Source organism: Bradyrhizobium sp. ORS 111 (genome assembly GCF_045571485.1).
GTDB lineage: Bacteria > Pseudomonadota > Alphaproteobacteria > Rhizobiales > Xanthobacteraceae > Bradyrhizobium.
On sequence record NZ_CP120701.1, the window covers coordinates 7,390,351 to 7,402,500 of the forward strand.

Sequence of the window (12,150 nt, forward strand, 5' to 3'; positions counted from 1 at the left end):
TTGGAGACAACGGATTGCTTCGCTTCGCTCGCAATGACGGAAGCGGAGACAATGAGCCTATATCCCCAGGGGGCCTCCTGATGAAACTCACCTTCTCTCCCGCCTCCCCTTTTGCCCGCAAGGTGCGCATCGCGGCGATCGAGCTCGGCCTGATCGACAAGATCGAGCTGGTGCCGGCCACCGTCGCGCCGGGGCAGGCCAACGACGAATATTCGAAGATCACGCCGCTGAAGAAGCTGCCGGTGCTGATCCTCAATCACGGCGACGTCATTCTCGATTCCTATGTCATCGTCGAATATCTCAACGAGCTCGGCGGCGGCCGGCTGATCCCGGGCTACGGCCCGCGGCGCTGGAAAGTGAAAACCGATCACTCGCTGCTCAACGGCATGCTCGATTCCATGCTGCTGTGTCGCTACGAGAAGATGACGCGGCCCCACGGCTCGGCATGGCCGGCCTGGTATGACGATCACTGGAATCGGGCATGGACCGGCATGGCGCGGTTCGAGAACCAGCCCGAGGTGCTGAACGGCCCGTTCGACATCGCGCAGATCGGGCTGGTTTGCGTGCTCGGCTATGCCGACTTCCGCTTCGCCGATTGCGGCTGGCGCAAGGCCTATCCAAAACTCGACGCGTTCTACCAGAAAATGCAGGAACGACCGTCGGTGAAGATCTCGGCGCCGCCCGCGGCGTAACACCGGGACAAACGGGGAGATGAGCATGAGCGATCGCCTCCCCAAAATCCTTCTCTGCGCGAGCCTTTTGCTCGCGCCGATCCCGTCAAGTACGTCAGCAAGGGCGGACAGCATGGCGATCGGTCAACGAAATCTCGCTTGCGGATCACCGTCGTCGCTCGACGATGGCTGGGTGATCGCCTCGCCCGAGAGCGTCGGCATGGACGGCGCGCGGCTCTGCGGCATCGCCGAACGAGTGCAGCTCAGGAGCTCGGAGGTTCACGCCGTCGTGGTGGCGCGGCACGGCAAGCTGGTGTTCGAGCAATATTTTGCCGGGATCGACCAGCCATGGGGTCATCCGGCGGGCCGCAGCGAATTCACGGCCACCACCAAGCACGATATGCGTTCGGCGTCGAAGAGCGTGATGTCGCTGCTCGTTGGCCTTGCCATCGACCGCAAACTCATCGCTGGCGTCGACGAGCCCGTGCTCAAGTTTTTCCCGGATCATCAAGCGCCGCGACCGGCGGGATGGGACTCAATCACGCTGCGCCATTTGCTGACGATGTCGTCAGGCATCAAATGGGATGAGACGCTGGCATGGGCTGATCCTGGCAACGACGAGCCGCATCTGGGATATGAGCCTGATCCAGTGGGCTATGTGCTTTCGCGGCCGATCGCCGCGCCGCCAGATACGTTGTGGACCTACAATGGCGGTGGGACCGACCTGCTGGGTCACATCGTTGAACGGGTCTCCGGCAAGCCGCTCGAGACCTTTGCGCGCGAGGTGCTGTTCCAGCCGCTCGGCATCACCGATCTCGAGTGGAAGACATATCCGAAGAACGGCAAGATCGCGGCCGCGGCCGGCCTCAGGCTGCGGCCGCGCGATGCTGCCAAGATCGGCCAGCTCGTGCTCAATCACGGCATCTGGAACGGCCAGCAGATCATCTCACGGGATTGGATCGCGCAATCGATCGCGCCGCGTTTCCAGGCGGTCGGCTATTTTGGCGGCACGCTGTTCTACGGCTATCAGTGGTGGCTGGGGCGTTCCTTGTCAGACGGCAGGGAAGTGACGTGGGTCGCGGCGTTCGGTTGGGGTGGCCAGCGCATCATCATCGTCCCCAATCTCGATCTTGTGATGATAACGACCGCCGCGCAGTACGGTCTTCCGAAGGAAGGCCTTGCGGCGATGGATATCCTTGCCAACATCGTTATTCCCGCCGTGCGCGACGCGCACTGACTTTCCAAGGAAAGCACCATGAGCCTGAAATTTACCGTCGGCGATCTCACCATTCATCGCATCATCGAGCAGGAGACCACCTTCCTGCCGGCACTCGACATGCTGCCCGGACTGACGCCCGACATGCTCGCGGAGAACCGCGCCTGGATGAAGGCCGCCGGCGCGCTCGACGACAGCGACACGCTGATCCTGGCGTTCCAGTCCTACGTCGTGAAGACGCCGCACCACACCATCCTGATCGATAGCTGCATCGGCAACGACAAGCCGCGGCCGACACGGCCGAGCTGGAACATGAAGACCGACGACGGCTATTTGCGCGCGCTCGCCGCAGCGGGCGTTACGGTCGGCGACATCGATTACGTGATGTGTACGCATATGCATGTCGACCATGTCGGCTGGAATACACGGCTGGAGAACGGCCGCTGGGTGCCGACCTTCCCCAACGCGCGCTACGTGTTCGACAAGACCGAGTTCGACTACTGGACCGAGACCAATGCGAAGGCTGAGGTCGGCCCGTTCGTCGACAGCGTGCTGCCGGTGGTCGAAGCGGGCAGAGCCGAGATTGTGCGCAGCGATTTCGCGATCGGCGATCACACCCGCATCCTGCCGACGCCCGGCCACACGCCGGGCCATGTCGCCTTCAGCTTCGGCCGCGGCAAGGACGACGCGGTGTTCTCAGGCGATCTGATGCATTCGCCGATTCAGACGCATTATCCGGAGCTGTCGCCGAAGTTCGACGTCGATCCTGCGCTCGCGGCGAAGACACGCCGTAGCTTCCTCGAGCGTTATTGCGACACCGACACGTTGTGCTGCCCCGCGCATTTCCCCTCGCCGTCGGCCGGCAGGATCAAGCGGAAGGGCAACGGATTCGTGTGCGAAATGGCGTAGTCGTTCGCTCACTTCACCTCGCCCCGCTTGCGGGGAGAGGTCGGATTGCATCGCAGGATGCAATCCGGGTGAGGGCGTACAGGTCTTTCGGCTGCCACCGCCTCGTGGATAGAGCCCTTCACCCCAACCCTCTCTCCGTAAAGAACGGGGAGAGGGCGTGGAGAGACCGCCCGGCCTCAATCGAACAAGCTCGGCGTGTGGTTCACGACCGCGCCTTCGATCTCCAGCATCTTCAGCTTGGTGACGACGCCGCCATTGGCGGAGAAGCCGCCGGGCTTGTTGCCCGCCGCCAGCACGCGGTGACAAGGCACAACGATCGGGCACGGGTTGCGGCCGAGCGCCTGGCCGACGTCGCGCGACAGTTCGACGCCGCCGAGCTGCTTGGCAATCTCGCCATAGGTCATGGTCTTGCCCGGCGGGATCCTGCGCGCGATGTCGTAGACGCCGCGGTTGAACTCGGGCACGCCCTCGAGATCGAGCACGATGTCGGCAAGGTCGTTCGGCTTGCCGGTCAATAGCTCGACCATGCCGTCGATCGCGTGCTGCACCTCGGCCGGCGGGGCCGCTTCGGTGACGTCACCGCTGCGCTGGACAATGCGCTTGCGCGTCTTTTCTTCGTTACCCATCGGCAGTTGCACGCCGGTGATGCCGTGCTCGCCCCAGACCACGCCGCAGGCGCCGATCGGGGTGTCGAAAATCGCAAAATTCTGGCCCGTCATAGCTCGCTCCAGATGTTCCATTGGATATTTCCTGGGCTCATCTTCTGAACCTGATGTTGGAGCGGAATCTAGGCTTGGAGAATGTTGCTATCCACCCGAATCCTGTGGGAACTTCTCCCAAATCAACAACATCACGCAGTTCGCGAGCCCCTATGCAAAGCCTCCACGTCAACGGTTTCGATATGCCCTATCTCGATATCGGCGTGGGCCCGCCGCTGGTCTGCGTGCACGGCTCGCTGTGCGATTTCCGGATCTGGTCGGCCGTGCTGGGGCCGCTGACGCGCAAGCACCGCGTGATTGCAGTCAGTCTGCGGCACTTTTTCCCGGCGCAATGGGATGGCGTCGGCGACACCTATTCGATCGCCCAGCACGTCGACGATGTGATCGCCTTCATCGAGAAATTCGACTCAAGGCCGGTCGACCTGATGGGCCATTCCCGCGGCGGTCACATCTCGTTTCGGGTCGCGCAGCGGCGACCGGATCTCTTGCGCAAGGTGATCCTCGCCGAACCCGGCGGCGAGCTTGACGGCACGCTCGATCCTGACTTCCAACCCGGCCCGTCGCCGCTCGCGGCGCGGATCGCGGCCTCCGCCGACCTGATCGCCAAGGGCGATATCGACGGCGGCATGCAGATCTTCATCGACGCGTTGGAAGGCCCCGGCGCCTGGCGGCGCCTGCCGGCCGCGCCGAAACAGATGCTGCTCGACAACGCCACGACGCTGATCGGCCAGACGCGCGACAAGCGGCCGCCCTTTTCCAAGGCGGATGCGGAGGCGATCAAGGCGCCGACGCTTTTCATCGGCGGCGCCAACACCAAGGGCGTGCTGCCGAAGGTGCTGCATGCGCTCGCCGCCAATGTGAAGGACGCGCGCGTCGAGATGATCCCGGGCACCACGCATCCGATGTTCGAGCAGGCGCCGCGGCGCTATTGCGAGATCGTGCTCGAGTTCTTGGCAAGCTGAGCTTACTTACCTCGCCCCCTCACCCCGACCCTCCAAGAGCGAGCTGCGCTCGTCTCGCCCCCCGTGAAGGACGGGGAGAGGGAGAACAGCGGCTCACATCTTCCACGCGCCGACCGGTTGGCGCACGGCGACGTTGAGCCGATTCCACACATTGATCTCAGCGATCGCGAGAACCAGCGCCGCGAGTTCGCGTTCGTCGAAATGCTTGTCGGCCTCGTTCCAGATCGCGTCCGGCACCGGATCCTCGCGGTCGCTGAGCCGGGTCAACGCTTCGGTGAGCGCGAGCGCGGCGCGCTCGGCTTCGGTGAAATAGGGCGTGTCGCGCCAGGCGGCGACGGCGAACAGCCGCTCATCGGTCTCGCCCGCGCGCTTGGCGAGCTTGGGATGCATGTCGACACAGACGCTGCAGCCGTTGATCTGGCTGGCGCGCAAATGGACCAGCTCGAGCAGCCGTTCCGGGAGCCCCTGCTTGGTGCTCTCGTTGAGCACCTGGATCGCCTTCATGGCCTCCGGGATGACCATGACCGGGTGGTTCATACGGGCTTGCATGGTGTCAGTCTCCTGCTTTGCATTTTTTGACGCGGCCGTGCCGATCTGCTGTCACATCGGCCGGGTTTGCTCCGTCATGGCCGTGACGGAGCAAACCCAAGGGAATGTGACCGATGGACGAGAAAAAATTTCTGGCCGAGCAGTTCGAGGCCAACCGGCCCCGCTTGCGGGCTGTGGCCTATCGCATGCTGGGCTCGACCGCCGAGGTCGACGACGCCGTGCAGGAAACCTGGCTGCGGCTGAGCCGCACCGACGCCGCGACCGTCGACAATCTCGGTGGCTTCCTGACCACCGTGATCTCCCGCATCTGTCTGGACATGTTGAGGTCGCGCAAATCGCGCCGTGAGGAGCCGATGGGCCCGCAGGTGCCGGAACCGATTGCCGACAGTGATCACGAACGGGAGGCCGAAATGGCCGATTCCGTCGGCGCCGCGCTCCTGGTGGTGCTCGAAACGCTGGCCCCGGCCGAGCGGCTCGCCTTCGTGCTGCACGATATGTTCGCGGTGCCGTTCGAGGAGATCGCGCCGATCGTCGGCCGCACGCCGGCCGCCGCGCGGCAGCTTGCCAGCCGCGGGCGACGCCGTGTGCAAGGCACGCCGCCCGCGGCGGACGCTGACCTCAGCCGGCAGCGCGGAATCGTCGAGGCGTTTCTCGCGGCCTCCCGCAACGGCGATTTCGAAGGGCTGCTCGCGGTGCTCGATCCTGATGTGGTGGTGCGCGCTGATCAGGCCGCGCAGCGGCTCGGCTCGCTTCCGGAGATCCGTGGCGCGGCGGCCGTCGCCGAGGCGTTCAAGGGACGGGCAAAGGCGGGAAGGCCCGCGCTGGTCGATAGCGAGATCGGCATTGCCGTCATCCTTGGCGGCCAGTTGCGCCTCGTGCTGCGCGTTACGATTGCCGGCGACAGGATCGCCGCGATCGAGGCGGTCGCCGAACCAGGGCAGATCGAGACGTTCGATGTCGAGGTGCTCGATCGCGCCTGAGGCTGGGCGCTTGCCGCAAACGGCGTCGCCCGGCCATGGCCAGAACAGAAGCTCATAGTTTTCAATCGATTACATGAATCGGAAAACGAACGCTTGACCGTTCGCGGTCAACGCCGTAGCCTCCGCTTCGAATACGGAATTCCGTATTCCATGATGGATGGCCGGCATGATCCCATTGGACCCGCTTCCGAACCTGATCGACCAGGTCTATGCGCGGATATTGGAGGCGATCATCGATCGCACGCTGCTGCCCGGCCAGCGCATCACCCAGAATGAACTTGCCGAAAAACTCGGCGTTTCGCGCCAGCCGGTCTCGCACGCATTGCATCTCTTGCACCGGCAAGGCCTCGTCGCCGAAAGCGGCCGGCGTGGCTTCGAGGTGACCCAGCTCGATCCGCTGCGTATCCGCCAGCTCTACGAGGTGCGCGGCGCGGTCGATGCGCTGGCGGCACGGCTCGCAGCCGTGCGTGTGAAGGAAGACCCGGCGGGACGTGCGCAGCTCGCGGCGGCGCTCGAAGCCGGGCGCGCGATCGATGGCGACACGCCGCTGGCACGCCTGATCGCCCTCGACGTCGACTTCCACAGCGCGATCTATCGCCTGGCCGGCAACTCCGCGATCGAGGAAATGATCGCGCCGCAATGGCCGCACATGCGCCGCTCGATGGCAACCGTGCTTGCCGAGCTGGATTATCGCGACAGCGCCTGGACTGAGCACGAGGCTATCGCCGCGCAGATTTTCTCCGGCAACGCGGCAGGCGCCGAGGCCGCCGCGCTCGCGCATGCGCAGACGGCGGGACGGATGACGGAAGAGAAGCTGAGGGCAATCGACGTAGCGGCGTGATTTTCGCGTCGTCGTTCCGGAGCGGTGCGAAGCACCGATCCCGGAACCTCGAGATTCCGGGTTCGCTGCGCGTGTCCCGGAATGACAACAACGAACAACAGGAGGAAAGCACCATGAAATTGACCCCGGAGCAGGTCGAATTTTTCCATCGCGAAGGCTGGCTGTTCCTGCCCGAGCTGTTCAGCCAGGAGGAGGTCGATTTCCTCGCGCGCGAGGCGGTCTCGATCTATGACGCCAACCGCCCCGAGGTGTGGCGCGAGAAGAGCGGCGCACCGCGCACAGCGTTTGCCGCGCATCTCTACAACGAGGGGTTCGCCGTTCTCGGCGCGCATCCGCGCATGATCGAACCGATCGAGCAGGTCTTCGGCGAGAAGGTCTACATGCATCAGTTCAAGATCAACGCGAAGGCTGCCTTCACCGGCGACGTCTGGCAGTGGCACCAGGACTACGGCACCTGGAAGCGCGACGACGGTATGCCGGAGCCGCGGGCGATGAACATCGCGATCTTCCTCGACGAGGTGATGCCGATCAACGGCCCTCTGATGCTGGTGCCGAAGAGCCAGACCGCCGGCGACCTCAAGGCCTCGCACGATCTCGAGACCACATCGTACCCGTTGTGGACGCTGGATGAGGAGACTGTCACGCGGCTGGTGAAGCAGGGCGGCATCGTCGCGCCGACCGGCAAGGCCGGCGGCATGCTGATGTTCCACGGCAATCTGGTGCACGGATCGAGCGGGAACATCACGCCTTATCCGCGCAAGATCGTCTACCTGACGCTGAATGCGGTTTCGAACTACATCCGCACCCCGACGCGGCCGGACTACATTGCGCACCGCGATTTCACGCCGATCCAGACCGTGGACGACGACGCATTGCTGCGGTTGGCACGTGCGCCGCGGCAGGCGGCAGAGTAACGATCAGCACACAGTCGTCATGGCCGGGCTTGACCCGGGCATCCACGAACAAGCACAAGTGCTCTCGCCAAGGCGTGGGATGGCCGGGTTACGCCCGGCCATGACGAATTTGGAGACGGTCTACGCCTCGGCGCACCAACATCGGATCCACATCATGAATCTGCATCACCTCCTCCAAACCCGCGCCGCAGCCGGAAAACCCGTCCGCGTCGTGCTGATCGGCGCCGGAAAATTCGGTTCGATGTTCCTGTCGCAGCTGCCGCATACGCCGGGGCTTGAGGTGCCCGTGATTGTCGATCTCGACCCTGATCGTGCGCGCGAGGCGTGCCGCACGGTCGGCTGGGACGACGAGCGGATCAAGGCGACCACCTTCACCGACGACGGCGCGCGGGCGGTCGCCGGCGGCGCGTTCGACGTGGTGGTGGAAGCGACCGGCAATCCCGCGGTCGGCATCCGCCATGCCCGCGCCGCGATCGCCGCCGGCAAGCATGTCGTGATGGTCAATGTCGAGGCCGACGTGCTGGCGGGACCGCTGCTCGCCGAAGAAGCGCGGAAGGCCGGCGTGGTCTATTCACTCGCTTACGGCGATCAGCCGGCGCTGACCGCAGAGATGGTGGATTGGGCGCGCGCGACGGGCTTCCGCGTGGTCGCGGCCGGCAAGGGCACGAAGTACCTGCCCGCCTATCACGACGTGACGCCGGAGGGCGTCTGGCAGCACTACGGGCTCACCGCAGGCGAGGCGCAATCCGCAGGCATGAATCCGCAGATGTTCAATTCCTTCCTCGACGGCACCAAATCCGCGATCGAGATGGCAGCGATCGCCAACGCTTGCAGCCTCGACGTGCCTTCACAAGGACTGCTGTTTCCACCCTGTGGCGTCGACGACCTGCCGCATGTGATGCGGCCGCGCGACAAAGGTGGCGTGCTGGAGAAATCCGGCATCGTGGAGGTGGTGTCGTCGCTGGAGCGCGACGGTCGCCCGGTGTTCCGCGACCTGCGCTGGGGCGTCTACGTGGTGCTGGAAGCGCCGAACGACTATGCCGCCGACTGCTTCAAGCAATACGGCCTCAAGACTGATTCATCGGGCCGCTTTGCCGCAATGTACAAACCCTATCATCTGATCGGGCTCGAACTGAACATCTCGATACTGTCGGCCGCGCTGCGCAACGAGCCGACCGGGCAGCCGCGCGGCTTCCGCGGCGATGTCGCGTCCGTCGCCAAGCGCAACCTGCGTGCCGGCGAGATGCTCGACGGCGAAGGCGGCTACACGGTGTGGGGCAAGCTGATGCCGGCTGCCGCCAGCCTCGCCGCCGGCGCGCTGCCGATCGGGCTCGCGCATCGCGTCAAGCTGAAGCACGACGTCGCCCATGGCGCCGTCGTGCGCTGGAGCGATGTCGAGGTCGACGAGAGCAACGACACCATCAAGACGCGCAAGGCGATGGAGAAGGCGTTTTCACGCTAACGAACTCGCTCGACTCGAAAGACGAAAGAGCTCTCAACTTCTCCCCGTCCTCTACGGGGAGAGGTCGGATCGCGCCGGCGATGGGCAAGTCATGCTGCTAACCAAGCCGCGACGTGCTCACCGGATGGAGCCCCTCACCCCAACCCTCTCCCCGTAGGAACGGGGAGAGGGAGATGAGAGAGCAGAGGCTGACTGACTCAAGGCAGCAACCGGCTGGCCTTCGCCCGCTTGAACCATTTACGGAACATCACCTCGGTGTCCATCATCTCGGTGAAGCCGGCCTGGTTGATCTTGACGGTCGAGACGATCGAGGGCGGGCCCGCCTCGGTTTGCCCATAGCGCATGCTGTAATCGGCATACTGGAACGACAGGCCGACGAATTCTTCGAGACCGGGCGCGATCAAACCATGCGCCTTGCGCAGTTCGTCCCACGGTGCGATCCATTTCGGATATTCCCGTGCGAGCGACAGCGGCACGTGGCGGCCCGGCTTCATCTCGAGCGCATCTGCGATCGCCGGCCAGATGTTGTCCCAGGTGAAGACGTCGCCATTGGTGACGTTGAAGGCCTCGTTGCGCGCGGTCTCGGCTTCGCCCGACCAGGCAATCGCACGGGCCAACAGATCGACATCGACCGCTTGCGCCACCCGCGGCGCGCCGCCGGGATAATCGAGCGGCCGACCCTCCGCGCGCAGCATCGCGGCGTAGACGCCGAGCGGCGGGATCAGGTCCATCGCGCCGCCCATGGCCTCGCCGATGATGAGCACGGGACGCAGGATGCTCCAGTGCCAGCGCTTGCCCTGTTGCAGGTCGCGCAGAAAGTTCTCCTGCGCCCAGTAGAAGTTCGGCTGCTCATACATTTCCGAGCGGCCCTCGCGCGCCGGCACCATGAGCGGCCGGACGTGGATGCCATAGGCCTTGGTGCCCTGCAGCAGCGCGACATGCTTCAGGTCAGGCGCGATCGGTTCGAGCGCCCCCATCAAATTGCGCAGCATCAGGTCGTTGGTCGCGATCTGTTGCGCCTCGCGCCAGCCGTCGACCAGGTTCGGGGCTTCATAGAGCGCGGCATAGATCAAATGGGTCGCGCCGTTGAGCTCGGCTGCGGCGCGCCGGCAATCTTCCGCGCTCACCAGGTCGATCGGTACGTGATGCGCGCCATAGAGATCGCGCGGCTTGCGGCGCGACAGCGCGATGCGCTCGCAATCACCGGATGCGCGGAAGTGTCGCAAGGCAGCGCTGCCGACGAGGCCGGTTGCGCCGGCGACCACGACTTTCTTATGGGCCATGTCCTTGAACTCCCATCACGCTCGTCCCCTTGCCTAGCAGATCGCAGCGCCTCGGGCAGCGTCTGTCCTGCTCTTCGCACCGCGGCATCTTCCCTGATGTTCGCAGCCGTGGTGAGCATGGACGCTTGATTTCCTGGTTCGAACGGTCATCCTCACCCACGGAACCGCATACGCGGCATCCACCAACAAGAGCCGTCGAGGGCCACCACGCACACTCACCACAACAACGTCGATCGATCGGCGAAGAAAGACGGCAGCAAGATCGTTCCCCGGTCGAGATCTCGACAAACAGGAGGGAAACGCATGAAACGTCGTGATTTCTTGAAGACCGGCGGCGTCGGCTTGGCCGCGAGCGCGGTGGCGGCACCTGCCGTTGCGCAGTCGATGCCGGAAGTCAGGTGGCGGCTGGCGGCAAGCTGGCCGAAGGCGCTCGATACGCTCTATGGCGGCTGCGAATTCTTCTGCAAGCGCGTCGCCGAGATCACCGACAACCGATTCCAGATCCAGTCATTTGCGGCCGGCGAGATCGTGCCGGGCCTGCAGGTGCTGGATGCCGTCTCCAACGGCACGGTCGAGATGGGCAACACGGCGCTGTACTACTACTGGGGCAAGAATCCGGCGTTCACCTTCGGCACGTCGCTGCCGTTCGGCCTCAACACCCGCCAGCACATCTCCTGGCTGCAATGGGGTGGCGGCAGCGAGCTCATCAACGATCTGCTCAAGGACTACAACTGCGTCGGCATTCCGACCGGCTCGACCGGCGCCCAGATGGGCGGCTGGTTCCGGAAGGAGATCAAGTCGATGGCCGATCTGCAAGGCCTGAAATTCCGCGTCGGCGGCTTCGCCGGCACGATCATCGCCAAGGTCGGCGGCGTGCCGCAACAGATCGCGGGCGGCGACATCTATCCGGCGTTGGAGAAGGGCACCATCGATGCCGCCGAATGGGTCGGGCCGTATGACGACGAGAAGCTCGGCTTCGTGAAGGTGGCGAAATTCTACTACTATCCTGGCTGGTGGGAGGGCACCGGCCAGGGCCACAACGTGATGAATGCCCAGAAGTGGAACGCATTGCCGAGACATTATCAGGCGGCGATCCAGGCCGCATCCGAAGACACGTTCACCTGGGTGACCGGCAAATATGACGCCGTCAATCCGCCGGCGCTGAAACGCCTGATCGTGGCCGGCGCGCAATTGCGGCCGTTCCCACAAGAGGTGCTGGAGGGCTGCTACAACGCGGCCAACGAGATCTATGCCGACCTCGCCAAGAGCAACCCGCATTTCGGCAAGATGTATGCGAGCCTGACGAGCTATCGCAACGAATCGCTCGCCTGGATGCAGGTCGCGGAGCTCTCGTTCGACAGCTTCATGATGCGGATGCGCACGCGGACATAAATAGCAAAACCTCGCCCGAACGAGTCGGCACAAGAAAAAAGCCCCGGAGAGTTCTCCGGGGCTGCATCTCGATTCGATGGCGGCTCAGTTCTCGTCGCTGCCGCCGAACGCTGTCATCAGCTTGTCGTAGTTCTTCGTGACCAGGTCGATGTTGCCCTTGTTTTCGACCGCCGGCGGCGGCGACTTCAGGGCCTCGTTGAGATCGGCGAGCGCTTCCTTCTTGTCGCTGGCCGACATCTTCTTGTCGGCCTG

13 protein-coding genes (1 of these 13 only partly in view) are annotated in these 12,150 nt (G+C 64.2%); 9 read left to right on the forward strand and 4 right to left on the reverse strand.

The features are described from left to right. Positions 1-80 precede the first annotated feature (80 nt). The 3 genes from P6U30_RS34160 to P6U30_RS34170 are packed head-to-tail and all read left to right on the forward strand — an operon-like array spanning position 81 to position 2,796. Positions 81-692: a glutathione S-transferase family protein gene (locus tag P6U30_RS34160; protein ID WP_407167085.1), complete on the forward strand. Its 612-nt coding sequence runs from the start codon at positions 81-83 to the stop codon at positions 690-692. 25 nt (positions 693-717) lie between these two features. Then, on the forward strand, positions 718-1,908 hold the full coding sequence (locus P6U30_RS34165) for a serine hydrolase domain-containing protein (RefSeq protein WP_407167086.1): 1,191 nt from the start codon (positions 718-720) through the stop codon (positions 1,906-1,908). Between the two features lie 18 nt (positions 1,909-1,926). After that, positions 1,927-2,796, forward strand: a complete 870-nt coding sequence (locus tag P6U30_RS34170; RefSeq protein WP_407167087.1) for an MBL fold metallo-hydrolase — start codon at positions 1,927-1,929, stop codon at positions 2,794-2,796. A gap of 176 nt (positions 2,797-2,972) precedes the next feature. Here the strand turns inward: P6U30_RS34170 and P6U30_RS34175 are convergent, their stop codons facing one another. Next, positions 2,973-3,515 carry a methylated-DNA--[protein]-cysteine S-methyltransferase gene (locus P6U30_RS34175; protein WP_407167088.1) on the reverse strand — a complete coding sequence of 181 codons (543 nt, stop codon included), beginning with the start codon at positions 3,513-3,515 and terminating at the stop codon, positions 2,973-2,975. Positions 3,516-3,667: 152 nt separating this feature from the next. Between P6U30_RS34175 and P6U30_RS34180 the strand changes: the two genes are divergently transcribed. Further along, positions 3,668-4,477 carry an alpha/beta fold hydrolase gene (locus P6U30_RS34180; RefSeq protein ID WP_407167089.1) on the forward strand — a complete coding sequence of 270 codons (810 nt, stop codon included), beginning with the start codon at positions 3,668-3,670 and terminating at the stop codon, positions 4,475-4,477. A gap of 93 nt (positions 4,478-4,570) precedes the next feature. On the opposite strand, the gene P6U30_RS34185 is transcribed toward P6U30_RS34180, so the two are convergent. Next, positions 4,571-5,026, reverse strand: a complete 456-nt coding sequence (locus P6U30_RS34185) for a carboxymuconolactone decarboxylase family protein (RefSeq protein ID WP_407167090.1) — start codon at positions 5,024-5,026, stop codon at positions 4,571-4,573. 113 nt (positions 5,027-5,139) lie between these two features. On the opposite strand from P6U30_RS34185, the gene P6U30_RS34190 reads away from it, so the two are divergent. The 4 genes from P6U30_RS34190 to P6U30_RS34205 all read left to right on the forward strand — a co-directional run bounded on the left by P6U30_RS34190 (position 5,140) and on the right by P6U30_RS34205 (position 9,223). Continuing rightward, positions 5,140-6,006, forward strand: a complete 867-nt coding sequence (locus P6U30_RS34190) for a sigma-70 family RNA polymerase sigma factor (RefSeq protein ID WP_407167091.1) — start codon at positions 5,140-5,142, stop codon at positions 6,004-6,006. A 166-nt stretch (positions 6,007-6,172) separates the two neighbouring features. Continuing rightward, positions 6,173-6,847 (forward strand): GntR family transcriptional regulator, encoded by a 675-nt coding sequence (locus P6U30_RS34195; protein WP_407167092.1) that lies wholly within the window; start codon positions 6,173-6,175, stop codon positions 6,845-6,847. 113 nt (positions 6,848-6,960) lie between these two features. Continuing rightward, the gene (locus tag P6U30_RS34200) at positions 6,961-7,761 is read left to right on the forward strand and encodes a phytanoyl-CoA dioxygenase family protein (protein ID WP_407167093.1); all 801 of its coding nucleotides are present in this window, start codon (positions 6,961-6,963) and stop codon (positions 7,759-7,761) included. A 154-nt stretch (positions 7,762-7,915) separates the two neighbouring features. Then, positions 7,916-9,223, forward strand: coding sequence for an NAD(P)H-dependent oxidoreductase (locus P6U30_RS34205; RefSeq protein WP_407167094.1), 1,308 nt, complete (start codon positions 7,916-7,918; stop codon positions 9,221-9,223). Between the two features lie 197 nt (positions 9,224-9,420). Here the strand turns inward: P6U30_RS34205 and P6U30_RS34210 are convergent, their stop codons facing one another. Further along, on the reverse strand, positions 9,421-10,506 hold the full coding sequence (locus P6U30_RS34210; protein ID WP_407167095.1) for an NAD-dependent epimerase/dehydratase family protein: 1,086 nt from the start codon (positions 10,504-10,506) through the stop codon (positions 9,421-9,423). A gap of 303 nt (positions 10,507-10,809) precedes the next feature. Here P6U30_RS34210 and P6U30_RS34215 point away from each other — a divergent pair, with 303 nt between their 5' ends. Continuing rightward, on the forward strand, positions 10,810-11,898 hold the full coding sequence (locus P6U30_RS34215; protein WP_407167096.1) for a TRAP transporter substrate-binding protein: 1,089 nt from the start codon (positions 10,810-10,812) through the stop codon (positions 11,896-11,898). 84 nt (positions 11,899-11,982) lie between these two features. On the opposite strand, the gene P6U30_RS34220 is transcribed toward P6U30_RS34215, so the two are convergent. Beyond that, positions 11,983-12,150 carry the end of a hypothetical protein gene (locus P6U30_RS34220; protein WP_407167097.1) on the reverse strand. Its footprint extends 450 nt past the window's final position, so 168 of the gene's 618 nt are visible here — the last part of the coding sequence; its start codon lies off the right edge, out of view — the gene reads right to left on this strand; the stop codon is at positions 11,983-11,985.